Source organism: Agromyces sp. ISL-38 (assembly GCF_018613935.1).
Lineage (GTDB): Bacteria > Actinomycetota > Actinomycetes > Actinomycetales > Microbacteriaceae > Agromyces.
Genome location: NZ_JAGGPF010000009.1, coordinates 563,652 through 587,879, shown reverse-complemented (window position 1 = coordinate 587,879; position 24,228 = coordinate 563,652). Strand labels below are relative to the sequence as shown.

General features: G+C 69.4%; 23 protein-coding genes. 13 read left to right on the top strand and 10 right to left on the bottom strand.

The features are described 5' to 3' along the window. The 3 genes from J7E25_RS10260 to J7E25_RS10250 all read left to right on the top strand — a co-directional run. Nucleotides 1-679, top strand: a 679-nt coding sequence (locus tag J7E25_RS10260; RefSeq protein WP_214870010.1) for an RHS repeat-associated core domain-containing protein, incomplete at its 5' end; no start/stop codon positions are given. Then, nucleotides 676-1,353, top strand: a complete 678-nt coding sequence (locus tag J7E25_RS10255; protein ID WP_214870009.1) for a hypothetical protein — start codon at nucleotides 676-678, stop codon at nucleotides 1,351-1,353. The genes J7E25_RS10260 and J7E25_RS10255, both read left to right, overlap by 4 nt. Before the next feature lie 141 nt (nucleotides 1,354-1,494). Then, nucleotides 1,495-2,055, top strand: coding sequence for a hypothetical protein (locus J7E25_RS10250; protein WP_214870008.1), 561 nt, complete (start codon nucleotides 1,495-1,497; stop codon nucleotides 2,053-2,055). On the opposite strand, the gene J7E25_RS10245 is transcribed toward J7E25_RS10250, so the two are convergent. Beyond that, on the bottom strand, nucleotides 2,052-3,455 hold the full coding sequence (locus J7E25_RS10245) for an MFS transporter (protein WP_308164488.1): 1,404 nt from the start codon (nucleotides 3,453-3,455) through the stop codon (nucleotides 2,052-2,054). The two genes, J7E25_RS10250 and J7E25_RS10245, sit on opposite strands and share 4 nt — an antisense overlap. 56 nt (nucleotides 3,456-3,511) lie before the next feature. Here J7E25_RS10245 and J7E25_RS10240 point away from each other — a divergent pair, with 56 nt between their 5' ends. Continuing rightward, complete coding sequence (locus tag J7E25_RS10240) at nucleotides 3,512-4,471, top strand: helix-turn-helix domain-containing protein (protein WP_214870007.1); 960 nt, start codon at nucleotides 3,512-3,514, stop codon at nucleotides 4,469-4,471. Between the two features lie 38 nt (nucleotides 4,472-4,509). Here the strand turns inward: J7E25_RS10240 and J7E25_RS10235 are convergent, their stop codons facing one another. The 5 genes from J7E25_RS10235 to J7E25_RS17890 form a co-directional block, all read right to left on the bottom strand. Next, nucleotides 4,510-6,081, bottom strand: coding sequence for a hypothetical protein (locus J7E25_RS10235; protein WP_215008796.1), 1,572 nt, complete (start codon nucleotides 6,079-6,081; stop codon nucleotides 4,510-4,512). Beyond that, nucleotides 6,078-7,106 carry a hypothetical protein gene (locus J7E25_RS10230; RefSeq protein WP_214870006.1) on the bottom strand — a complete coding sequence of 343 codons (1,029 nt, stop codon included), beginning with the start codon at nucleotides 7,104-7,106 and terminating at the stop codon, nucleotides 6,078-6,080. Before J7E25_RS10230 ends, J7E25_RS10235 begins: the two co-directional genes overlap by 4 nt. Before the next feature lie 78 nt (nucleotides 7,107-7,184). Beyond that, on the bottom strand, nucleotides 7,185-8,159 hold the full coding sequence (locus J7E25_RS10225; protein ID WP_214870005.1) for an NADP-dependent oxidoreductase: 975 nt from the start codon (nucleotides 8,157-8,159) through the stop codon (nucleotides 7,185-7,187). 78 nt (nucleotides 8,160-8,237) lie between these two features. After that, a complete protein-coding gene (locus J7E25_RS10220; protein WP_214870004.1) occupies nucleotides 8,238-9,032 on the bottom strand; it encodes an alpha/beta fold hydrolase in 795 nt (264 codons plus the stop codon). Nucleotides 9,033-9,060: 28 nt separating this feature from the next. After that, nucleotides 9,061-9,630: a YqaJ viral recombinase family protein gene (locus tag J7E25_RS17890; RefSeq protein WP_308164493.1), complete on the bottom strand. Its 570-nt coding sequence runs from the start codon at nucleotides 9,628-9,630 to the stop codon at nucleotides 9,061-9,063. 285 nt (nucleotides 9,631-9,915) lie between these two features. On the opposite strand from J7E25_RS17890, the gene J7E25_RS10210 reads away from it, so the two are divergent. Further along, nucleotides 9,916-11,130 (top strand): aminotransferase class I/II-fold pyridoxal phosphate-dependent enzyme, encoded by a 1,215-nt coding sequence (locus J7E25_RS10210; protein WP_214870002.1) that lies wholly within the window; start codon nucleotides 9,916-9,918, stop codon nucleotides 11,128-11,130. A gap of 100 nt (nucleotides 11,131-11,230) precedes the next feature. Here J7E25_RS10210 and J7E25_RS10205 read toward each other — a convergent pair whose 3' ends face one another. From J7E25_RS10205 to J7E25_RS10195, 3 genes are all read right to left on the bottom strand, one after another. After that, on the bottom strand, nucleotides 11,231-11,617 hold the full coding sequence (locus J7E25_RS10205; RefSeq protein WP_214870001.1) for a cupin domain-containing protein: 387 nt from the start codon (nucleotides 11,615-11,617) through the stop codon (nucleotides 11,231-11,233). A gap of 156 nt (nucleotides 11,618-11,773) precedes the next feature. After that, a complete protein-coding gene (locus tag J7E25_RS10200) occupies nucleotides 11,774-13,453 on the bottom strand; it encodes a LuxR family transcriptional regulator (protein WP_214870000.1) in 1,680 nt (559 codons plus the stop codon). 146 nt (nucleotides 13,454-13,599) lie between these two features. Then, nucleotides 13,600-14,787, bottom strand: coding sequence for an ROK family transcriptional regulator (locus tag J7E25_RS10195; RefSeq protein WP_214869999.1), 1,188 nt, complete (start codon nucleotides 14,785-14,787; stop codon nucleotides 13,600-13,602). A 116-nt stretch (nucleotides 14,788-14,903) separates the two neighbouring features. On the opposite strand from J7E25_RS10195, the gene J7E25_RS10190 reads away from it, so the two are divergent. The 7 genes from J7E25_RS10190 (at nucleotide 14,904) to J7E25_RS10160 (ending at nucleotide 23,047) form a co-directional block, all read left to right on the top strand. Continuing rightward, a complete protein-coding gene (locus J7E25_RS10190; protein ID WP_214869998.1) occupies nucleotides 14,904-16,010 on the top strand; it encodes a Gfo/Idh/MocA family protein in 1,107 nt (368 codons plus the stop codon). Next, the gene (locus J7E25_RS10185) at nucleotides 16,007-17,521 is read left to right on the top strand and encodes a sugar ABC transporter ATP-binding protein (protein WP_214869997.1); all 1,515 of its coding nucleotides are present in this window, start codon (nucleotides 16,007-16,009) and stop codon (nucleotides 17,519-17,521) included. The genes J7E25_RS10190 and J7E25_RS10185 overlap by 4 nt, the downstream gene beginning before the upstream one ends. Further along, entirely contained in the window at nucleotides 17,518-18,630 is a 1,113-nt protein-coding gene (locus J7E25_RS10180) for an ABC transporter permease (RefSeq protein WP_214869996.1), read from the top strand. The genes J7E25_RS10185 and J7E25_RS10180 overlap by 4 nt, the downstream gene beginning before the upstream one ends. Then, nucleotides 18,627-19,754, top strand: a complete 1,128-nt coding sequence (locus J7E25_RS10175; protein ID WP_214869995.1) for an ABC transporter permease — start codon at nucleotides 18,627-18,629, stop codon at nucleotides 19,752-19,754. Before J7E25_RS10180 ends, J7E25_RS10175 begins: the two co-directional genes overlap by 4 nt. A 29-nt stretch (nucleotides 19,755-19,783) precedes the next feature. Next, nucleotides 19,784-20,959: a substrate-binding domain-containing protein gene (locus J7E25_RS10170; protein ID WP_374196211.1), complete on the top strand. Its 1,176-nt coding sequence runs from the start codon at nucleotides 19,784-19,786 to the stop codon at nucleotides 20,957-20,959. 184 nt (nucleotides 20,960-21,143) lie between these two features. Continuing rightward, the gene (locus J7E25_RS10165) at nucleotides 21,144-22,013 is read left to right on the top strand and encodes a sugar phosphate isomerase/epimerase (protein WP_214869993.1); all 870 of its coding nucleotides are present in this window, start codon (nucleotides 21,144-21,146) and stop codon (nucleotides 22,011-22,013) included. Then, entirely contained in the window at nucleotides 22,010-23,047 is a 1,038-nt protein-coding gene (locus tag J7E25_RS10160; RefSeq protein ID WP_214869992.1) for a sugar phosphate isomerase/epimerase, read from the top strand. The genes J7E25_RS10165 and J7E25_RS10160 overlap by 4 nt, the downstream gene beginning before the upstream one ends. Before the next feature lie 31 nt (nucleotides 23,048-23,078). Here the strand turns inward: J7E25_RS10160 and J7E25_RS10155 are convergent, their stop codons facing one another. After that, a complete protein-coding gene (locus J7E25_RS10155; protein ID WP_214869991.1) occupies nucleotides 23,079-23,801 on the bottom strand; it encodes an amidase domain-containing protein in 723 nt (240 codons plus the stop codon). Nucleotides 23,802-23,873: 72 nt separating this feature from the next. On the opposite strand from J7E25_RS10155, the gene J7E25_RS10150 reads away from it, so the two are divergent. Continuing rightward, the gene (locus tag J7E25_RS10150) at nucleotides 23,874-24,212 is read left to right on the top strand and encodes a cupin domain-containing protein (protein ID WP_214869990.1); all 339 of its coding nucleotides are present in this window, start codon (nucleotides 23,874-23,876) and stop codon (nucleotides 24,210-24,212) included. Nucleotides 24,213-24,228 lie beyond the last annotated feature (16 nt).

Sequence of the window (24,228 nt, the reverse complement as noted above, 5' to 3'; positions counted from 1 at the left end):
ACCGAACCATCAGCAGACCCCCGCGGATGACGCGGGCCCGGACACCCTGCCCGGGAACGCGGACTGGGGTTGGCTCGGCACCCACCGGAAACTCACCGAGCATGCCGGGTCGATCGCGACGATCGAGATGGGTGCCCGCCAGTATGTGCCCGCGCTCGGCCGGTTCCTCGAGGTCGACCCAGTTGAAGGCGGCGTTACCAACAACTACGACTACCCCGCCGACCCCATCAACCGATTCGACCTAAGCGGGCAGTTCGAGTGGGGCGACGTCGATTGGTTGCTTGTTGCCGATGTCGCCTCGATTGCAATCATGTTCATTCCAGGCGTCGGAACGGCTCTGGGCTTCGGACTCAAGGCCGGCGTGCTCGCTGTTCGGCTTGCGGCGACTACGGCCGCTATGAAAGTGGTTGTGCCAGCTGTGACCCGGGGGGCCATCCGCGGTGTTACGTCTCACGTGCCGATCCAGATGGTCTCGCGATCGGTCTCCGTTAGGTCGGTGGTCACAACTCTCCGCTCCCACCAGGTGACTCGTGGGTCGGTCCATGCCACGATGGGTCTGTCAACAAGACTGACCGGCCCGACAAGCGTGGTTAATGTTGGGAATTCATCCCGGCTTCTCACCACGGTCTGGCGGACCTCCAAGGCAGGTATGCCGGGGTGGAGGAGATTCTTGCGATGAGCACAAATGCCACAAATGAGCCAAGTCGAGAGCTACGAGCAATGTTGGAGGACGCGGCGAGCTTCGCCGGATCCGACCTCAAGCTCGTCGTGCAGCCCGCCGATCGCGATGCGTCCTTCCATGTCCTCGGGTATCTGTGGAATGGAATGGCCATTGATGTTGCCGTCCTGGCACCGCCGACTGATGCGGTGGTGATCCAGCTTGTTCTTGAGGATGAGTTCGTCCGATGTATTGCACACCTCGAAGTCTTCAGACGTCGCGGGCAAAGAACTCTTCGGCGAGTTACCCGAAGGCCCTTTGGGATCGGCGAAGGTGAAAGCCGCTTCGTTCGCGTGCTAGGGGACGTAGGAACGGTCTGGGTCGCACCGCGGCACGGGAATGAAGACCGGGCGTCCATCGCGATTACCTGCCGACGTGTGCGAGCGGCCACCGAGGCGGTCTGGGCTGAGGACGTCATCGGCGTCCGTGACGTCCGGGAACAGGTTTTCGACGAATACGACGACCTCGTCCATATCCTCGTTAGCGAACTCGAAATGGGTCACTCAGATGCTGAGATAGTGAATCGGCTCCATGAGAGGCTCAGAGTTGTGTACTTTGACGAGAAGCCCGGGACAGCTGTTGATCTTGCGACGGTGGACATAGCAAAGGCCTTGGTCGCCAAGATGTTCCGCTAACCGCGGAAGTGTCCGGTGTGTTAGCGCAGGTCACCATCTCAGTGCACACGCTCACGTACGGGTTCGCGGCGACCGGCGGGTGCGGGGTGAACCCACATGTGCCGTTCTATGCATCATCCCCGGATACGACCAGGTCGAAGCATGGGAGAACTCACTGGCTGGCGACTCTGGTCCGATGTCACCAACGAGTCAAACGATCTCGTGGAGCGAGCAGCTCTCGTGGTGATTGCATGCCGTAGAAGGTTGATCTCCGCGTTGATTGTTGTCACGGTGGCCGCATTGAGTCTGACTGGGTGTTTCCCGCAGCGCCCGGTGCCCACGGTGGCGGATCTCGCAGGGAGATGGGTGGATTCGAGCGGTGACGGTGTCCTCAGGCTTAATCAGGATGGCACCTTCACGGCGGTCGACATCCCGGCCGGGATCTTCGATATGTATCCGGGGTACATGGGTGGTCCGATCCCCGGCCCGCGCGTGGACGCGAGCGGCACCTGGCAGATCGGTGTGTCCACACCGGAGATGGAGGTCGATGAACCGCTGGTCTGGCTGAACGTCGACTTGGGAGAGGTCTCCGCAACTTCGCTCCCGCTTCAGGTGCCCACGACGGGCCCGCCTCGCCTTGAGGGCTTCCTCGGTGATCCCGATCTTCACCTGTTCTACACACTCACGCCCACGAGCCACGAGGGCGAAGATCGCCAGCCCTAGCCGACTCCGGAGCTGCGCGCCGCACCGCGCGCGATCGCCCACGTGCCAAGGCCCGACGCGAGGAACACGCCCGCGAGGATCGCCCACCCGCCGAAGCCGAGCGAGAGCGCGGTCGAGGTGACGAAGAGGGGCGCCACCATCGCGCCGAGCGAGTAGCCCATCGAGAACACGCCCTGGTAGGTGCCGGCGCGCACAGGGTCGGCGAGTTCGAAGCTGAGCCCCCAGCCCCCGGCTTGCGAGAGCACCTCCGCGAACGCGTGCGCAACGGCCGCGAGCACGATGATCGCGATCGCGAATCCGGCGGGGAGGCCGGCAGCCGCGGCGTAGACGAGGCATGCAGCGGCCATGAGCCACGCGGCTATCGCCGAGACCCGGCCCGCGCGGCGCAGGTCGTGGGTGCCGCGCGAGAGCGGCACCTGGAAGATGATGACGATGACCGTGTTGAGGATCAGCACGGCCGCGACGAGCACCTCGGGCGCAGCCGTCTCGTTCGCGATCCAGAGCGGCACGCCCACCTCGCCGACGCCGAACTGCATGCCGAAGACCGCGGTCAGGGCGGTGAGTGCGAGGTAGCGCGGGTCGCGCCACGGCGAGTGGCGGCGCAGGGCGCGACGCTCGGCGACGGCGGATGCCGCGACATCCGTCGACCCCGTCTCGGTGGTGATGGGCGGCGCGGCCGGTGGCCTCGGCGCGTCGACGGATGCCGGGAGCTTCACGAGCTGCACGAGGCCGAGCAGGTACATGACGCCGGCGCCGACGATGATCCAGCGATAGGCGTCGGCGGTTCCGGCGAGCAGGGCGATCGCACCGATGCCGGAGCCCACGGCGATCGCGAGGTTCGTCACCGTGCGCAGCACGGCCCGGGCGTGCACGCGCGCGTCGCCCTCGAAGGCGCGCGCGATGATCGCCATGCGGGTCGAGTTCGTGGCCTGCCCGATGGCCCCGACCGCGACGGCGATGATGAGCGCGCTCGTGAAGTCACCGGCGAAGACGTAGCAGATGAGGCCGATGGCCTCGAGGGTCGTGAGCACGAGGAGCAGGCGCCTGGCGCTCAGTCGATCGGCGAGCCAGCCGCCCGCGAGCGACGAGAGCACGCCGGCGGCGCTCGCGACGCCGAGCACGATCGCGACCTCGTGCGGTGCGAGCCCGACGATGAGCGTGAAGTAGAGCACCGTGACGGTGAGGAAGACGCCGCGCCCCACCCTGCTGATGAGCGTGGCCGTGACGAGGATTCGCAGCACCGGATCAGCGACGGATGCCGCGAGGCGGGCGCCGAGTCCCGGTCGACCGTCGCCCGGGGTGCCGGGTGCCGCGGCATCCGCTTCGTCGACGCTCGCAGCAGCGCCCTCGAGTTCGGGATCGATGATCGGAACGGTGCCGGTGTCGGTGCTGGAGCTCACTCCTCAGTTCTCTCAGAAGCCCGGGGGACGTCGAAATCGATGTAGCGTAGTGCTTCATGTTGCGCTATCTGTTGACCGAGGACGACGTCGGCGCCGTGCGCTTCGGCATCTCGCCGCTCTGCGAGCTCGGCCTGTCGATCCGCGCGATCGCCGACCCCTCGCGCTTCCCCCTGCAGGTCGGTTGGCTCCGCCGCACCGAGGCCGCCCGCGAGCGACTCGACCATGTCGCGCTCCTGGCCCTCATCGACGAGCGTGGATGGACGCCCGACTTCCTGAACCCGCGCCCGAGCTCGCCGCTCACGCGCCTCGACGACGAGCTGGCGGCGCTGCTCGCGATGCCGGCGGAGGTCTTCCGCCACGATCTCGTCGCCGTGTTCGGCCAGGTGCCCGACGTGTTCGCGGGCTCGACGACCAGGGCCCTGCGTCGCGTCGTCTCGGCCCTCACCCAGCTGTGGGAGACCTGCTTCGAGCCGTACTGGCCTCGCATGCGGGCCGTACTCGAGGCGGACATCGTCTACCGGGGCCGGCAGGTGTCGCAGTCCGGGCTCTCGGCGATGCTCAACGGGCTGACGTCGCGGATCTCGTACGACCACGGAGTGATCGAGATGCGGATGGCCGACCCTCGGCCCCGGGTGCGCGCCGTCGGCGGCGACGGCCTGACTCTCGTGCCGACGATGTTCACGAGACGCGGCTCCGCCCCGGTGGGCGACGGACCGCCGATGGTCCTGTATCCGGCCCGCGGGCAGGGCGCACTCTGGGAGACGGAGCGCGTCGCGAACCCGGCTGCCGTCGCGGCGATCCTCGGCGAGACGAGGGCGAGCCTGCTCGCCGCCCTCGGCGACCCAGCCTCGTCGACCGAGCTCGGCGTGCGCCTCGGCGTGACGGCATCGGCCGTCAACCAGCACTTGCGCGTGCTCCGCGACGCCGGCCTCCTCGTCAGCACCCGCTACGGGCGCAGTGTGCTCTACCTCCGCAGTGAGCTCGGCACGGTGCTGCTCACCTCCGGCGCTCGGTAGATGCTCGGGCACGCGACACTGACCGGCCCGTGCCGTGACTAGCGCTCGGCGGGGTGGCTGAGATCGACATCCCATTCGGCGAGATCGGCGGCCTCGAGTTGCCAGACGTACTCGTTCTTCAGCTTCCGGCCGTCGCCCGAGAACGGCCCGGTGCGGTGCGAGTAGAACGCCACGGTGGGCATCGTGTGATCGGGTGCGGTGAGGATCGCGTTGTTGAAGTCGCCGTTCAGGGCGCGAAGCTCGGCGACGATGTGGGCGCGATACGCGGCCTCGTCGATCGGGGCGGCGGCCGCGGCATCCGTCAACTGCAGGGCGATGTGGAGCTGACGGTCGCCGCGCTCGTCTTCGAAGCTGATGAGCCGGTGGTTCTCGACCGCTTGGAGGAGCTTCGCATCACCGTAGATGACGTCGCGCAGGGCGTCGGGGGCGACGACCGCACCGTTGTAGTCGATCGACATGTCGCTGCGGCCGTAGTGGAACAGGAGCGGCAGGTCGAGGAACTGCTGACGCACCAGCCGGTGCAGGCCGAACTCCTCGAGGATCGGCGTCACCTCCCGGAGGCGCATGACGTGTCCGCGGTCGTGGATGTTGTAGCGGATGCGCGGGTTGATGTTCTGCTTGCGAACGATCGTGACGACGAGCTCGCCCGCCTCGTTCGTCTCGATCAGGTAGTCGAACGGATTGAACTGGAACACCATCGGCACCACGCCGTACTCGGCCTTCTTGGTGAGGCGCTTGGCGAGCTTCGGGCTCGCGGCGATGGCCTTGCGGAGCTCGACCGTGTAGTCCGTCTCGATCGCGATGTTGATCTCGAGGTCGGAGGCCCCGTACGACCCGAACGCGCTGTGCGCATAGCGGAGGATGTGCGCGCGCATGTTCTCGCTGATGCCCTCGCCGCCGAACGCCGCCACGATGTCGTACTGCTCCCAGTCGAGACGGGTGTCCTCGAAGAGCGCCTTCAGGAACGGCGGATAGCTCAGGATGATGTACGTGTAGTCGGTGCCGAACTCGGCCATCGTCTGGATGATCTTGTTCCGGTCGGGCCCGATCGACTTGATCATCGTGACCTCGGTGAGGCTCGTCGTGACGTTCATGCCCGTCGCCCAGGCGCCGAGCGAGAAGGCGTTCAGCACGAACGGCTGCTTCTTCAGCGTGTGCGCCGTGCGCCAGAAGCCGACCTGGAGGAGCTGCCTCGTGGCGAGCCGCTCGTCGGGGCCGCGCACCCAGCTCGTCGGCGATCCAGAGCTGCCGGATGACTCGTCGACGACCACCCCGCGCCGCGGCAGCCGACCGCCGACGCTGCGCTCGGAGATCGGCCAGCGCTTGATGTAACTGTCCTTGTCCATCTCCGGCAGCGCCGCGAATGCCGCGCTCAAGTCGCCCTTGCGCTGGAGTTTGTGCGGCGTGCCCCGCTCGTCGAGGAACGCGCGATACGCCGGCACCCGACGTGCCGCGAACTCGAAGGTGCGCCAGGCCCGCCAGCGGCCGAGCACCCAGCGCACCGGCTCGATGCCCGGACCGAGCAGCACCTTGTGCGTGTGCACGCTGCGCGTGAAGAGCCGCACGACGGCGTCTTGCGCCCAGACGAAGGCGAAGATGAAGGGTTTCACGCGGGTTCCTCTCGAAGGAGCATCGCGGCTGCTGGGCGCCGGTGCGCGAAGGGCGGCTCGGCGGAGTGGCCGAACCGGAACAGCATCCACGCCATGCGTCCATCGGTCTCGACAGCGCCCACGGCTTCGGCGAATCGCGCATGGGAGTCGGGGTTCGTGATGACGGTTCCGAACGGGTGCAGCCGCACCCCATGCACGGTGAACTCCAGCCACACCCGCATGAACGCGCGGCCGGCCTCGACGTAGTCGGCGGGGCCGTCGAACGGGCCGGTCAGCCAGCCCAGTTGGCGCACGCCGCGCATGGTGTTCAGGTAGATCGAACGGATGATCCGCCCGACGACCGGGGCCGACCACCACTCGCGGTGGGCCATCGCCAGCTTCAGGATGCCGCCGGGCATGAGCATCGTCTCTGCCGAGAGCCCGTCGGCCGCGGCCGCCGCCGCAGCGCGTGAGAAGCGCAGCCAGTGCATGATCTCCGCGTACACCGCGTCGTTCTGCAGGTCGGAGAACAGGGTCGCCTGGTTGATGTGCACGAGGTCGTGCACCGTGTGCTCGTCGGCGGTCGTCTCGAAGCGCTGCCCGCTCGTAGCCGCGACGTCGCGGACCCGCGCGATGATGCCGGGCGGAACGAGCGTGCGATCGTAGGGCCGCCGCGAGGTGCGTCGTTCGCGAAAGGCCTCCAACCGGCGGGATGCCTCTGCGGTGACCGGCGCGGGCTCCAGGCGAACTGAGCCGATGAGATGCAGGCGATCTGCGGCGGCGAAGTCCATGTCGGCGTGCCGGAGCTCTTCGACCACGGTGAAGCCATGGCCGGCGGCAACGGTTGCGAGACTCTCGAGGAACACTCCGGCGCACACATGGCCGAACGGAATGCCGAACGACTCGGCCGGGAGGCCGAGGTCGAGGTCGTAGAACACCCGCGCCTCGCGATCGCCGATCGGCTGCACCTTGATGGGTTGGGAATTGTGCGGCGACGGGTAACGCCGCGCCTCTTCGATGAGATCAGGCCACGGCGACGGCGTCATGGGGACATCCTGACACCTCGGCCGGGATTCGACGCCATGAACGGCGCGCGGGCTGACGCGCGATTCGCCGCCGAGCGCTCACTCGGGATCGGGCGCGACCCGCAGCACGAGCTTGCCGCGCACATGCCCGCCCTCGAGCACGCGATGCGCCTCGGCGCCCTCCTCGAGCGGGAACTCCTGCTCGACGTGCACCCGCACGGCGCCGTCGTCGAAGAGCCGCGTGATGACCGCGAGGGTTCGCGCGTCGGGCGAGACCGAATAGCCGGTGGCACGGATGCCGCGAGCCGCCGCCTCTTCGGCCATCGTCGGCCACGACCCGGTCGGCACGGTCACGATGAGCCCGTCGGGGCGCAACGCGTCGAGCGAGCGGGTGGCCGTCTCATCCGTGACGTTGCCGATGAGGTCGATGACGACGTCTTGGTCGCGAGTGACCTTCTCGAAGCGCTCGCGCTCGTAGTCGATGACATGCCGTGCGCCGAACGCGCGCACGAGGTCGGCGTTGCGTGCCGAGCAGGTGGCCGTCACGATCGCGCCGAAGTACGACGCGAACTGCACCGCGAAATGGCCGACGCCGCCGGCACCGGCGTGTATCAGCATCCGTTGGCCGTCGTGGGCGCGCGCCGTGTCGATGACGGCGCCCCACGCGGTGAGGGCGGCGAGCGGCACGGCGGCCGCCTCGATGAAGCCGAGCGTCGCGGGCATCGGCGTGACGCTCATCGACGAGACCGAGACGAACTCGGCGTAACTGCCCCCGAGGCGCGGCACGCGGCCCATGCCGTACACCCGATCGCCGGGTTGCAGCGGGTGGTGCGCGTAGGGCACGGTCTCGACGACACCGGCGAAGTCGTTGCCGAGCACGGCGGGGTACCCGGTGATCGCCGCCGACACCCCGCGGCCTGCGCGGGTCTTCACGTCGATCGGATTCACGCCCGCGGCGACGACGCGAACGAGCACCTCATCGCTCACGCGCCGCGGCACCGGCACCTCGGCGACGTGCAGTTCGTCGGGGCCCCCGACCCGATCGATCACCAGGGCACGCATCGTCTCGGTCATCCGCTACCTCCTGTGCACCATTCTGACTCACCACTATGCTGCACTCGGGGTCGCCCGGCGTGGCGATTCGATGAGTCGTCAGTCGCGTCGCAGCCAGCGCCCGACATACTCGCGCTGCGCGGCGGTGTGGGCGGGCTGTCCGGCGTCGCGCGGGGGCAGCAACTCGAGCGGGGCGCCGAGCGCGCCGGCCCAGCGCTCGGCCAACGCGAGCGGGTGCACGGGGTCGCGGGGTGCGCCGACGACGAGCGAGCGGATGCCGCGATCGGCCAGCCGGGTCAGCTCGGCGTCGGACTCGAACGCGCGGTTGCGCGGGATCTCGACGAGCCGCATCGCTCGCCGCGCGGCATCGGGTGCCGAGAACTGGGCGAGGATCGCTCGCGCACCGGCGGGCGACTCCTCCGCGATGCGCCGGAAGACGCCGCGCTCGCGGAATTCCGTGATGCCGCCGCTGCCCGCGTCGGCGAGAAGCTGCCCGATCACGGGGAACGCCCGCAGGTTGTCGGGCAGCGACTCGTCGCTGAACGACGGTCGCACGAACACGGCGCGCTCGATCGGCAGCAGGCCGCCGATGGCGAGGCGAAGGGCGATGGCCGCGCCCATCGAGATGCCCACGATCGTGATGGGGTCGGATGCCGCGGCATCCGACTGGACCGCTCGCACGATGCCGGCTCGCACGGAGGCGGCGACCTCGGCCGCGAGCCGGTCGAGCGCGAAGTCGGCGGGTGCGCCGACGTCGGCGAAGGCGCCGTGCGCGCGCACGTCGGGCGCGATCACGAGCTCATCGGCGCCGACTGCGGCGCGCACGACCTCGCCGAAGAGCTCGAGCGGCTGGCGTCGGTCGGCGCCGAGGCCGTGCAGCAGCACCGTCGTCATCGCAAGCGTGCCCTTGTGCGGGAGCTGGTCATCGACCGCGGACGGCCGTGCTCGCGTGGAGCTCGTCGATGAGCGCGTTCGCGAGATGCACGAGGATCGCGATCTGGTCGTCGTCGCGGTCGACCCAGCGGCACTCGGGCTCGTCGGCCACGGGCACGAAGTCGTCGTGCCGTTCCCACACCACGAGCGTGCGCTCGGCCCCGAGCACGTACTGCTGCCACCACACCTGCCGGAGATACCCGCGCGGGATGCCGCGCCACGGCTTCGACGTGGTCTTGATCTCGCACAGCACGAGCTCCCCGTCGGGAGCGACGCGGAGCCCGTCGGGAGTTGCGAGGTGGCGGCGCTCGTTGGCGGAGTGGAAGAGCAGCGACGACGGCTCGATGCCGTGTGTGCGGCGCACCCAGTCGGCGATCACGGGCTCTCGTTCACGACCGTGGTCGGTGTAGCGGCTGCCGCCGAAGCTCGAGCCGTATCGCTTCTCCCACGCGGCCGAGCGAACGGATGCCCGGGACGCGAGCTTCGCGACATCCGTCGCCGTGATCCCGCGAGAGCGGGCCCGCAGCCACGCCACCCGATCGCTCGAATCGGCCACGATGCGCCGCTCGTGAGGGTGCCGCGGCGGCGCCTCGACGACCGCCGTCGAGCCCTCGAGATCGAAGAGGGCGAAGGGCGTATCGGGCACCCCCCGAGCGTACCGCGCACCCACCACGGCGGCCCGCAGAACCGCGGGGTTTCGGCCCTCGGCGGCAGGTATGCATGCCCTTTCGCGGGTGCTCCACCCATGAAATGAACAGAGGCGGCGCGAGCCGGAGAGGAGTACGCTGGCCGCGGCAACGGGGCCTCGCCCGAGAGCCCCCGCCGATCCCCGGGGGGATGCGCCATGGATGAAAACCAGATCTCCGAGCGGGTCACGACGGTTGCCGCCGCGACACCGTTCCAGTTGCTCTACGAGTTCTACCGGCGCTCCGGCTACCAGGACCGCCGACATCAGCCGGGCGTACTGGACTTCACCTTCGGCGATCCGCACGACCCCCCGTCGGCAGACTACGTCGAGATCCTGCGCGAGGCACTGATCCCACAGCACGAGCTGTGGTTCGCCTACAGGATCGGCGACCCGACGGCGATCGAGGCGGCGACCGAGTCCCTCCGCCGGCACACCGGCATTCCTTTCGAAGCCGATGACGTGCACCTCACGACGGGCGGGTTCACGGCGATCTCGGTTGCGTTGAAGCTCGTCGGCGATCCCGGAGACGAGGTCGTCTACAGCCTGCCGCCGTGGTTCCTCTATGAGCCGATCGTGCTGGAGGCGGGTCTCGTACCGGTGAAGGTATCGATCGACCGCACGACGTTCGACCTCGACCTGGATGCGATCGCGGCCGCCATCACGCCGCGCACGCGCATCGTGATCGTCAACAGCCCGAACAACCCGACCGGCAGGATCTATCCGGTCGAGACGCTGCAACGGCTGGCAGCGCTGCTCGACGAGGCATCGGAGCGCAACGGGCGGCGCATCTTCCTCATCTCCGACGAGGCCTACAACCGCATCGTCTTCGACGGCGCGCGCTTCCGCACCCCGGTCGAGTTCTACCCGTGGAGCTTCCTCGCCTACAGCTACGGCAAGACGCTGCTTTCGCCGGGCGAGCGCATCGGGTACCTCGCGGTGCCGCCGACCATGCCGGGCCGCGCTGCGTTGAGGGATGCCATCGAGGCGCTGCAGATCTCCGGCGGCTGGCTCTTCCCGAACGTCTCGATGCAGTATGCGCTGCCACAGCTCGAGACGCTCGCATTCGACATCCCGCTGTTCCAGCGGAAGCGCGACGTGATGGTGGAAGCGCTCCTCGGCATGGGCTACCGGGTCAACGTGCCCGAGGGCACGTTCTACCTCTTCCCCGAGTCGCCGCTGCCCGATGATGCGGAGTTCGCCGCGATCCTCGATCGCGAGGACGTGCTGGTGCTGCCCGGCCGGATGTTCGAGACGCCAGGCTTCTTCCGCATCTCGTTGACGGCGACGTTGGAGACGATCGAGGCGAGCCTGCCCCGGTTCGAGGCGGCCATGACCCGGGCGAATGAGGCGGCATTGGGAGCCGCCCGCTGAGCACGCCCCGTCGCCCGCCCGGTCAGGCGGGCGACGAAACTGCTGCTTCGCGAGATCCGACCAGGCCATTCCGCGCCGACTATCGACCCCGCGGCATCCGCTACCCAGGGGTCGCCGCGGCGGCCTCCGCGTTGCGGCTGACGACCTCGAGCGTCTGCTGCAGCGCTTCGGTCGGACTGAACTCGACGACCTCGGTGCCGGCATAGAGCGTCGGGGTGTGTCCTGGCGGCGCGTAATAGGCGTCACCCGCGACGTAGACCTCTTCGTGCCCATCGGCGAAGGTGAACTTCACCGATCCGCTCAGCACGTAGCCGAGGTGCACGCACTGGCACCGGTCGTCGGGCAACCCGGCGAAGAGGGGCGCGAGGTCCGCGTCCTCGGTGTAGGTCTCGAAGGCGACGGTGTATCCGCCGAGCTCCTGGAGGTGACCTTCGTAGCCTTCGACCTCAACGGTCTCGGCGGCATCCTGCTTCGATGACTTGGGCATCTGCCCGCTCCTCTCGGTTCGTCCGGATCCGGCTGGCGCCGGGACCCCGGCATCCAGCCGGACCCGGTTCTCCGAAGCTAGGGCGTGGAGGGTCGAAGATCGTCGGTGCCGGCACGCAGCTTGCGCCACCCGCGCACGCACTTCTTCCGCGAGTTTCTACGCGATGGCGTGCGTGTGCGCATACGACGTGGCCGCGGCCCGCGCGGCCCGGCCGGTGGCGCCGATCTTGGCGTAGATGTTGGAGAGGTGCCGCTCGATGGTGCGCACCGAGAGGACGAGATCGGCCGCGATCTCGTCATTCGTCATGCCGGCAGCGACCATGCGCAGCACCTCGGCCTCGCGAGCGGTGAGCGGTCCGGGCCGCCGGGCCGGCCGGACGCTCGACTCGAGGTCGGCCACGACCGTCGCAGCCGATGCTGCGTCGGCGCGGGCGCCCAGCCCCTCGAAGGCGGTGACCGCCTTCCGGGACTCCTCGAGGGCGCGCTGCGGCTGGCCGAGCGCGGACACCGACCTCGCCAGTTCGATTCGGGCGCGGGCCGTCTCGAACGTCGCGCCGCCGGCTCGGTAGAACGCGATCGCCGTCTCGAACGCCCCGCGAGCGGCGGCGTGCTCACCCCGGGCTGCGGAGACCAGCCCGGCAGCCAGGCTGGCCGACGCGCGAATCGGAGCTGTCGGCGTCGCATCGGCGATCGACCTCAACGTGTCTGCGGCCCGCTGGGCCTCCTCAGCGTCGCCCAGACCCAGCCGTGCGCGGACCAGCACCTCGAGTCCGTCGACGTGCTCCACGATGTCGTCGGACGGCAGCGCGCGCAGGTCGCGCTCGGCCGCCTCGGCCGCCGTGACGAAGTCTCCGGTGTCAAGAGCCAGGGCGGCTCGCACCATCTCGGCGCGCTCTCCGTAGCCGATCCCATACGGGCTCTCATCCAGTTCATCGAGCAGCGATCGTGCTTCGTCGTACCGCCCCTGCCGACGCCGCAGGTCGGCGAGTCGCAGCATGGCGAGGGCGGCGAGCTGGGGCCGGGCGGAGATGTCGGTGAGCGCTTCGGCGAGTTCCTGCTCGGCCTCGCCCCAGCGGCCCCACCATACGAGTGCCGCAGCGTGCTCGATCCGTGGATAGGTGAACATCGACCGGTTCGTCCACTCCTGCGACACCTGCATCACGTGCCGTGACCATTGCGCCAGCCGGTCGAAGTCACGGATCCGCGCGCTCGCTGTCACGAAGATGCAGCACACGCCTGCCGACACCCCGGGGTCGCGTACCTCCCCGGAGACGGCCGCCGCGGCGGCTTCGTCGAGCACGCGCAACCCTTCCGCCAGGCGACCTGACGACACCATCACCAGGCCGAGCAATGACAGCGCGATCATCTCGGCGTCGACGTCGCCGATTCGGCGGCCATGGGCTACCGCGTGCTCGGCGAGGGTGAGGGCGCGGGGGAGGTCGCGCTCGTACATCATGGCCATGGACGCCTCGACCGCATCGGCCCAGACGAGCACCGGCGAGTCGGGTCGGTCCTCGAGTCGCCGGCGGGCGCGCTGGAGCCAACCCGAGGCCACGGCGTGTTCACCGCGAAAGGTCACGAGGTCATCGGCGAGGCTGACGGCGACCCTGGCGGCGGCCTCTGCGTCGTCACGGCCGCGGTACAGCCGGTACGCCCGCTCCCTGGCGGAGATCGCCGTGTCGGCGTCGTCGAGCCATGAAGCCGCCGTTCCCAAGCCTTCCAGCGCTTCGGGTGTCTCGTCGTCGAGCAGCGCTTCCTCAAAGGCCGCGCGTGCCACCTTCCAGGACCACTCCCGGAGTGCCCGGTCACCGCGCTCCAAAGAGTGAGCCACGCTCATGATGCCACTCTAGTCAGCGTGCGCCGGCCAGCGCGCGACCGCTCGCACACCACCGCGGAGCGGGCTGCCCATGCTGTCGTCGCGACACGGCACCGGGGAGGGGTGACGACGGGCGAGAGGGGGAAAAGGGCAGTACGGGGAGGCGGTCAGCGGGCGGCGAGTGCGTCGATGCCCTCGGGGGAGAGCGCGTGGTGGATGGCGAGCATGCTCGCACCGAGCACGGCGGCGTTCTCGGCCGCGGCCGACTGCACGATCGCGAGGTGCTCGGTGGCGAGCGGCATCGAGCGTGTGTAGACGACCTCGCGCACGCCGGCGATGAGGTGCTCGCCGGCTCGCGCCATCGAGCCCCCGATGGCGATGACCGACGGGTTCACGAGGCTCACGCACGCCGTGAGGACCTCGCCGATGTCGCGGCCGGCCTGGCGCACGGCCTGGATCGCGTCGATGTCGCCGCGCTTCACGAGCTCGACGACGTCGCTGCCCGAGTGCACGTCGGCCCCCTGCTCTCTCAGCGCGCGCGCGATCGCCGGGCCCGAGGCAAGGGCTTCGAGGCATCCGCGATTGCCGCAGTGGCAGGGCACGTCGGCGCCGCGCGCGACCCGAACGTGGCCGATGTCGCCCGCGATGCCCTGGGCGCCGCGCTGCAGCAGCCCGCCCGAGATGACGCCCGAGCCGATGCCCGTCGCGACCTTCACGAACACGAGATGCTCCACGTTCGGCCAGGCGAGAGCGCGCTCGCCGAGCGCCATGATGTTCACGTCGTTGTCGACGAGCACGGGCACCTCGAGGTGCTGCTGCACCCATCCGGGCACGTCGAAGCGGTCCCAGCCGGGCATGATCGGCGGATTCACCGGCCGCCCGGTGGAGTGCTCGACGGGCCCGGGAACGCCGATGCCGATCGCGACGAGCTCCTTGCGGTCGCGGCCGAGCTCGGCGACGAGTGCGAGGCCGGCCTCGACCATCCAGCCGAGCACGGTCTCGGGGCCGCGCGCGATGTCCATGGGCTCGCTGCGCTCGGCGAGCACGGTGCCCGAGAGGTCGGTGACGGCGATCGTGGCGTGCGAGGCGCCGAGGTCGGCGGCGAGGACGATGCGGGCAGCGGGGTTCAGCGCGAACTGCGACGGCGGGCGGCCACCGGTGGAGGCGGCGTCGGCGACGGGCGTCACGAGGCCGAGTCGCATGAGCTCGTCGACTCGCGCCGCGATGGTCGAGCGGGCGAGCCCCGTGGTCTGCGCGAGCGACGCGCGGGTGCGCGGCGCACCATCGCGAAGCAGCTGGAAGAGCTCGCTCGCTCCCGAGATGCCGAGGGCCGACCCGCGGCTGATGTCCACCATCTATTGAGTAAAGCACACGGCCTTCACCGGTTCATCTCCCATCAAGCTGACACGCAGCCGGCGACTTCTGACGAGAAGGTGGCAAAAGTTGCCCGATGTGTGTCAGTATGGCGACCATGACACCGCACGTCATTGCCCCGGCCAACACCCTTCGCGCCGGCTTCATCGGTGGGGGCTTCATGGCCGCCGTGCACACCCGTGCCGCTCGTGCCGCTCGAGCCGAGCTCACGGGCGGGGCGTCGTCGTCGGCGGGCCGTGCCCGCGACGCCGCCGATCGCCTCGGCCTCGGTTCAGCCTTCGACTCGGTCGACGGGCTGCTCGCCGACCCCGGCATCGACGTCGTGCACATCTGCACGCCCAACAGCACGCACGCCGCGATCGCCCGCGCCGCCCTCGAGGCCGGCAAGCATGTGATCTGCGAGAAGCCCCTCGCAACGACGGTGACGGATGCCGCCGAGCTCACCGCCCTCGCCGACGACCGCGGCCTCGTGGCCGCCGTGCCCTTCGTTTACCGGTTCCACCCGATGGCGCGAGAGGCGCGAGCCCGTGTCGCCCGTGGCGACACCGGCCGACTCCTCAGCGTGCAGGGCGCGTACCTCCAGGACTGGCTCGCCGCCCCCCACGACGACGACTGGCGCGTCGACGCCGAACTCGGCGGTCCCTCGCGCGCATTCGCCGACATCGGCTCGCATCTCGTCGATCTGCTCGAGTTCGTGTCGGGTGATCGCATCGTTCGCCTGAACGCCTCCACTCGCACGGTCTACGAGGCCCGCTCGAAGCACGCCGACATCGCCACCGAAGACCTCGTGGCCGTCGTCGTCGAGCTCGAGTCGGGCGCCGTCGGCACCCTGCTCGTATCGCAGGTCGCGGCGGGCCGCAAGAACGCGCTCTCGATCGAGCTCTCGGGCGCGAGCGGCAGCGTCCGGTTCGAGCAGGAGCGACCCGAGCAGCTCTGGCTCGGCAAGGTCCACGGCTCGAGCGTGCTCGAACGCGACCCGGCCCGGCTCGCCCCCGACGCGGCGCGCCTCGCGATCGTGCCGGCGGGGCATCCGATGGGCTATCAAGACGCATTCAACGCCTTCGTCGCCGACGCGTACGCCGCGATCGACGGCAGTCCTCCCGACGGGTTGCCCGGGTTCGCCGACGGGTTGCGCGCCGTGCGCCTCACGGAGGCCGTGCTCGCCTCGGCGGCATCCGACGGCTGGGTGGAGGTGGCCACATGAACGGTACCGACGCGGCACCCGTGCTCGTGGCCGAGGGCCTCGAGAAGTCGTTCTTCGGCGTCACCGTGCTGCGCGGCGTCGGCCTCACGCTTCATCCCGGCGAGGTGCACGGGCTCGTCGGCGAGAACGGCGCGGGCAAGTCGACGTTCATGAAGCTCCTCGCGGGCGTCTACGAGCGCGACGCCGGCACGATCACGCTCGGCGGCGAGAAGGTCGCCTTCACCCACCCGGTGCAAGCGGCGCACGCCGGCCTCGCCACGGTGTTCCAGGAGTTCAACCTGCTGCCTGAGCGCACCGTCGCCCAGAACGTGTTCCTCGGCCGCGAGCCGAAGCGCCGCGGCCTCGTCGATCGAGCGGCGATGCAACGCGAGACGCGAGCGCTGCTCGACGAGCTCGGCATCGACTCGATCGACGCGGATGCGCCGGTGCGAACCCTCACCGTCGCCGAGCAGCAGATCGTCGAGATCGTGAAGGCGCTCTCGACCGACGCCCGGGTCATCCAGATGGACGAGCCGACCGCCGCGCTCGCCGGCCACGAGGTGGAGCTGCTCTACGCGATCGTGCGCCGGCTCGCTGCCCGCGGCGTGGCCATCCTCTACGTCTCCCACCGGCTGAAGGAGATCTTCGACCTGTGCGAGACGATCACCGTGCTGAAGGACGGAGCGCTCGTCTCGACCGGTCCCGCGTCGGAGCTCACGACCGATGAGCTCGTGCGGCGCATGGTCGGCCGGCCGATCGCCGCCTACTTCCCCGACGCCGAAGCCGGCACCGTGCTCGGCGAGCCGCGGCTCCAGCTCGCGGGTGCCGGCAACGCGTATGTCGACGGGGTCGACCTCGAGCTCCGCGCGGGCGAGATCGTCGGTGTCGCGGGCCTGCAGGGCTCGGGTCGCACCGAGCTCGTCGAGGGGGTCTTCGGCGTCACGCCCTTCACCCGCGGCGAGATGCGACGCGACGGCCGGCCGATCCACGTCACCTCGGCGCGCCAGGCCGTGCGCTCGGGCATCGCCCTCATCACGGAAGACCGCAAGGCCCAGGGGCTCGCCCTCAACCAGTCTATCGCCGACAACGCCCTGCTCGTCATCCGATCCGTCTTCGCTCGCCGCACGAGCGAGGCGAGGCGCGAACTGCCGGGCGTGCTCTCGTCGCTCGAAGTCGTCTCGCGCGGAGTCGACCAGGAGGTGCAATACCTCTCGGGCGGCAACCAGCAGAAGGTCGTGCTCGCGAAGTGGCTTGCCACGAGGCCGAGCGTCGTGCTGCTCGACGAGCCAACGCGCGGCATCGACGTCGGCGCGAAGGTCGCCGTGTACAACCTCATGCGCCGGCTCGCGAAAGAAGGGGTCGCCATCCTCATGATCTCCTCGGAACTGCCCGAGGTCATCGGCATGTCCGACCGCATCATCGTGATGCACGACGGCCGGGCCTCCGCTGAACTGCCCGCGCGGTCCGACGAGGCGACGATCCTCGCCGCTGCGACCGGCACGCTCAAGCTCGGAACGGGGGCCGACCGATGAGCACCGGCACCCTCAGCGAAGCCCCGGTGCGCAAGCCGCGCCGGCGTCGCCTCGACGCGAGCCTCATCGTCGGCATCGCGCTCGTGGGCGTCATCATCATCGGCTCGGTGCTCGTGGCGAGCGTCGGCCGCAACTTCTTCAGCGCAGGCAACATCCGCGACATCCTCACGGGCATGAGCGTGCTCGGCTTCGTGGCCATCGGGCAGACCCTCGTGATCCTGTGCGCCTCGCTGGACCTCTCGGTGCCCTACGTCGTGAGCCTCTCGAGTCTCATCGCCGCCGACATGATGGCCGGCAACCCGGGCAACATCCCCGCCGCCGTGCTCACGGTGCTCGTCGTGGCCGCGCTCATCGGCACGGCCAATGGCCTCATCGTGACGAAGCTCAAGGTGAACGGCTTCATCGCGACCCTCGGCACGGGCCTCATCATCAAGGGCTACCTCGACACGAACTACAAGGGCACGAGCGGCAACGTGCCGTGGGAGTTCCAGCTCATCGGGGCGACCGGCGTCGGACCGGTGCCGGTCTCGACGCTCATCATGCTCGGCGTGGCAGTTCTCGGCGCGCTCTTCCTCGCTCGCACCCGCACCGGCAGCCACATGTTCGCCGTCGGCGGCAACGAGCAGGTCGCACGGCTCTCGGGCATCCGCACCGCACGGCCGGTCATCATCGCCCACGTGCTGTGCTCGATGACCGCAGCCCTTGCGGGGCTCCTGCTCGCGAGCCGGCTCGGCGTCGGCAGCCCGACCGTCGGCAGCCAGGGCGGGTACGACCTGCTCTCGATCGCCGCCGTCGTGCTCGGCGGCACCCTGCTGCTCGGTGGCCGCGGCTCGATCTGGGGCACGATCGGCGGCGTCGCGATCTTCGCCGTCGTCGACAGCGTCATGAGCGTCATGCAGGTCAACCCGTTCCTGAAAGACGTCGTGCGAGGCATCGTCATCGTCGCCGCCGTCGCCGTCTACACCGCGCGGATCACCGAACGGCGACGACCGCGCTTCACGAGCACCGGCGCGTCGGATGCCGCAGGCGGGGGCATCGCCGGCGGAGGCAGAGGCGCGGGCAGTGCCGGGCAGGGCACGCCGGCCGTCGTACAGGAGGAGCAGGCATGAGCGCCGTGACATCCGATTCGCAGCACCTCCGCCACCGCCTCGCCGGATTCGGCCGCACGCTCATCAGCCCGCGCGGCGCGGTGTTCCTCCTGCTCATCGTGCTGCTCATCGCGATCACCGTGCTGAATCCGTCGTTCGCCGAGCCCTCGCAGTTCGTGCGATTCGTGCAGCGAGTCGCACCGGTGGCGATCGTCGCGATCGGCCAGTACTTCGTGATCGTCGGCGGCGAGTTCGACCTCTCGATGGGCTCTGTCGTCACGGCGCAAGTGGTGATCGCCGGCAACCTCATCGGGCAGGACGAGTCGAAGTCGATCCCGGTGCTGCTGTTCATGCTCGCGTTCGGTGCCTTCGTCGGGCTCGTCAACGGTCTCATCGTCTCGTTCCTCAAGGTGCCGAGCTTCATCGCGACGCTCGGCATGATGCTCGCCCTGCTCGGGGCGACGCTCTACTGGACGGGCGGCGCGGCTACCGGTAACCCGGCCGACGGGTTCCGACAGATCGGGCGCGGCGGCATCCGTGACCTCCCGGTCATCGGGGTCCTGCCCTGGTCGGTGGTGATCCTCGTCGTGCTGCTCGTGATCGCGATCTGGTTCGCCCGGCGCCCGTTCGGGCGCAGCATCATCGCCCTCGGCGACAACCCCACGACCGCCCGCTACTCGGGCGCCCGCACCTGGTGGGTGAAGACCTCGACCTTCGTGATCTCGTCGCTCTCGGCCACGGTCGCCGGCGTGCTCCTCGTCGGGTACGCGGGCGTGCACCCGAGCGTGGGCCGCGGCTACGAGTTCACCGCGATCACCGCGGTCGTGCTCGGCGGCGTGGTGCTCGGCGGCGGGCGCGGCTGGGTCGTCGCCGCGGCGGCCGGAGCGTTCGCCCTCGAGGCGCTCTTCACCCTGCTGAACTTCGCCGGCGTGCCCTCGACCTACCGCGACGCGGTGCAGGGCGCGATCATCATCCTCGCCGTCGCGTATGCGGCGACCACCATCCGCGCGCGCCGTCGTGGCCGCGCCCTCGAGACTTCGCCGGCACCAGAGGCGAAGGAGCCGGATCCCTCCGAGGACCCTGCTCGTCCTGCACCCATTCCCTCGACGCTGAGGGCTGACAACGAAACCAAGGGAGGTTCGTGATGCGACGCAGGTTCACAGTGGCATCCGCCATGGTCGGCGCTTTCGCGCTGATGACACTTGCCGGTTGTACCACCGATCCGAACGTGGGCTCACCCACGGACGAGACGGCACCGGCGGAGGAAGAGGTCGAGTGGTTCGACCAGGAGCTCTTCGACAAGCAAGACGCAGAGCGGGGTGTGGCGCCGGAGGGTCCTGAAGACCAGCCGTGGCTGCAGTACATCAACGCCGAGATGGTCGACACCTCGGCATTCGCGAGCGAAGGAGCCAAGAAGGCGTGCTTCGCGAACGCCTCGATCTCGAACCCGTGGCGGCAGACGGGCTGGATCACGATGAATCAGCAGCTGCGGGTGCTGCAGGAGGCCGGCGTCATCTCCGAGATGGAGACCCGCGACGCTCAGGACTCCGACGACACGCAGATCGCCGACATCGACTACTTCATCGATGAGGGCAACTGCGACATCTTCATCATCTCGCCGAACTCCACGGCGGCCATGACCCCGGCCGTCGAGCGCGCGTGCGACACGGGCAAGCCGGTCGTCGTCTTCGACCGCGGTGTGCAGACCGATTGCCCCGTCACGTTCATCCACCCCATCGGCGGATTCGCGTGGGGCATCGACACGGCCGAGTTCCTCATCGACGAGCTCGAGGAGGGCGACAAGGTCGTGGCGCTGCGCATCCTGCCCGGCGTCGACGTGCTCGAGCAGCGCTGGGCCGCGGCCGAGAAGCTGTTCGACGAGGCCGGCATCGAGGCGGTCGACTACTTCACGGGAGCCGACCCGACGGAGATCAAGAAGATCATCTCCGACGAGCTCGCCAAGGGCGACGTGCAGGGCGTGTGGATGGATGCCGGTGACGGCGCGGTTGCGGCCATCGAGGCGTTCGAGGACGCCGGCGTCGACTACCCCGTCATGACGGGTGAGGACGAGATGAGCTTCCTGCGCAAGTGGAAGGAGACCGGACTCACGGGCCTCGCACCGGTGTACTCCAACTTCCAGTGGCGCACGCCGCTCCTCGCCGCGCAGAAGATCTTCGCCGGTGAGGAGATCCCGAAGGAATGGGTGCTTCCGCAGAGCCCGATCACCGCTGGGGAGGTCGACCAGTACCTCGAGGCCAACGACGGCATGCCCGACGGTCACTACGCGAAGTTCGGCGGAGAGGACCTGCCGGGCTACCCGCAGCAGTGGCAGGACCGCATCATCCCGTAACCGACCCTCACCACCACCACCACCACAATTCAGGAACACCGGGTTCGGAATTCAGGAACCGGAGGCGTGTCGCGGCGCGGAATGGCGGGAATCACCCCGCCACCGGCCGCGGCACGCCGCGTGTTCCTGAAAGATGGGCATGGGACTCCTGAATTCTGAAGAGGAAATAGGACGAGGAGGCAGCATGCGCCGCACCATCGGCGTCAACACGTGGGTCTGGACGTCACCGCTCGACGACGACTCGCTCGTGGAGATCGCAGCGAAGGCCAAGTCGATGGGGTTCGGCGCCCTCGAGCTCCCGGTGGAGCAACCGGGCGATTGGTCACCGGATGCCGCAGCCGAGGTGCTCGCCGAGCACCGCTTGCAACCCGTCGTGATCGGAGCGATGGCCCCCGGCCGCAACCTCGTCGCGGCACCCGGTTCTGAGGTCGTCGCGACGCAGAACTACCTCGTGCACTGCATCGGCGTCGCCGAACGGCTGGGGTCGCGCGTCGTCGCCGGTCCGTTCACGTCCGCGACCGGCCGCACCTGGCGCATGGACGCCGAGGAGCGCGAGTCGCGCTACCGGGAACTCGTCGGCAGCCTCGGCCCCGTGGTGCGCGCGGCGGAGCGCAGCGGCATCCGTATCGCCGTCGAACCGCTCAATCGCTACGAGACGAGCCTCGTGAACACCGTCGAGCAAGCCCTCCAGGCGCTCGGCCCGATGCTGGGGCCGGGCCTTGGCCTCGCGCTCGACAGCTACCACCTGAACATCGAGGAGAAAGACGTCGGCGACGCCATCCGGGCGGCCGGCGAGCACGTCGCGCACGTGCAGGTGTGCGGCAACGACCGCGGCGCCGTCGGCGACGACCACACCGACTGGCCGGCGTTCCTCGACGCGCTCGACGACATCGGATACCCGGGTCCGCTCGGCCTCGAGAGCTTCACCGGCGACAACGACACCATCGCGGTGGCCGGCTCGGTGTGGCGGCCGCTCGCGCCAAGCCAAGACGAACTCGCGGAGCGCAGCATCCGCTATCTCTCTGCTCTGCAAGACGAAAGGGAACGACCATGACGGATGCCGCAGCGCCCGCCACCCCGGCCCCAACTCACCCCGTCACGCTCTTCACGGGCCAGTGGGCCGACCTGCCGTTCGAGGAGGTCGCGCGCCTCGCCGCCGGCTGGGGCTACGACGGCCTCGAGATCGCGGCGTCGGGCGACCACCTCGACCTGAAGCTCGCCGAGGAGGAGCCCGGCTATCTCGACGAGCGCCGCGAGATCCTGAAGCGGCACGGGTTGTCGGTGTTCGCGATCTCGAACCACCTCGCGGGGCAGGCCGTGTGCGACGACCCGATCGACTTCCGTCACCAGGGCATCCTGCGCTCCTACACGTGGGGCGACGGCGACGGCGAGGGGGTCAGGCAGCGGGCGGCCGACGACATGAAGCGCGCCGCGCGAGTGGCCCGCGCGCTCGGTGTCGACACCGTGGTGGGTTTCACGGGTTCGAAGATCTGGCCGTACGTCGCGCAGTTCCCGCCCGTGCCTGCTTCGGTCATCGACGAGGGCTTCGAGGACTTCGCGACCCGCTGGAACCCGATCCTCGACGTGTTCGACGACGAGGGCGTGCGGTTCGCGCACGAGGTGCACCCGAGCGAGATCGCGTACGACTACTGGAGCTCGGTGCGCACGCTCGAGGCGATCGGCCGCCGCCCGGCGTTCGGCTTCAACTGGGACCCGAGCCACATGATGTGGCAGAACATCGACCCGGTCGGCTTCATCCTCGACTTCCAGGACCGCATCTACCACGTGGATTGCAAGGACACGCGGATGCGTCCGGCCAACGGCCGCGCCGGCGTGCTCGGCTCGCACCTGCCGTGGGGCGACCCGCGCCGCGGCTGGGACTTCGTCTCGACGGGGCACGGTGACGTGCCCTGGGAGGACGCATTCCGTGCCCTCGAGTCGATCGGCTACACCGGCCCGATCTCGGTCGAATGGGAGGACGCCGGCATGGACCGCCTGCACGGCGCCGCCGAGGCGGTGGGCTACATCCGCTCGAAGCTGTGGCCGCTGCCGAGCGCGTCGTTCGACGCCGCCTTCTCGAACCAGTAGAGCCGGTAGGGCGGATGCCGCGGGGCCGGCGCTACTCGGGGATGCTCCAGTAGTACGCGGTGCCGCCCGGGTGCAGCTCGGTGATCGCGGTGTCGACGGAGCGGTCGAACGTGGCATCCGTGTGACCCGCGTAGAGGATGGTCGTGGTGCCGTCGGCGTTCGTGGTCACCGAGGTGACGATGCCGGTGTGGTCGCGGTCGCCCGAGTCGTCCCAGTCGAACTGCACGAGGTCGCCGACCTTCACCGAGGCGCGCTCGTCGTCGGTGAGCGCGGTGGCGCGCTCGGGGTGCTCATCGAGGTACTCCATGAGCGCGGTGGAGCTGAGCCACGCGTCGGAGTGGTCGTAGGCGTTGCCCGAATCGGAGTACCACCACTCGTCGTCGGTCGCCCAGCCGCGAGCGAGCAGGGACTGGCTCGCGAAGTTCACGCAATCGGTGTCGCCGAGCACGCCGAACTCTTCGCTCTCGGTGTCGTCCCAGTGCTCACGCACGTAATCGAGCTGCGCTTGCACGGCGGGGGAGGTGGTGACGGCGGCGGGCGCCGCGGATGCCGCGGTGTCGGATGCCGGTGCGTCGGCCTCGGGCGCCCGAGTCGCCGTGTCGGCGTTCGCTGTCGTGACCGGCTCGTCACCGCCGGACGAGGCGACGGCGACGCTGGTCGCGACACCGCCGGCCACCAGGGCGCCGGCGAGGGAGAGAGCGACGAGGCGGACTCGGCGCGCTCGGGGGACGGGGAGTCGGTGCGAGGGGGACATCCATACGACACTATGGAACGAATCTCTGCGCAACCTTGGCGGAAGCTGGGTGCCCGCGGCCTACCATGTGGCATGGACCTCGATCCGGTAGCCACCAATCCCGCCCACTACAAGGTGATTCTCGAGAACGCGTCGGTGCGTGTGCTGGAGTACACCGACCAGCCGGGAGACGCGACCACACCGCACGCGCATCCCGACAGCGTCATGTACACGCTGAGCTCGTTCCGCCGCCGGCTCACGTCGGGAAGCGTGACCCGCGAGGTCGACCTCGCTGCCGGCATGACGATGTGGCTGCCCGCCCAGGAGCACTTCGGCGAGAACATCGGTGACTCGCCGACGCATGTGCTCTTCGTCGAGCTCCGCACGAGCGGCGGCGGCGCGGGGTGGCCCCTCGGCCCAGTCGGCGGGTAACGGCCGGCGGAGCTTC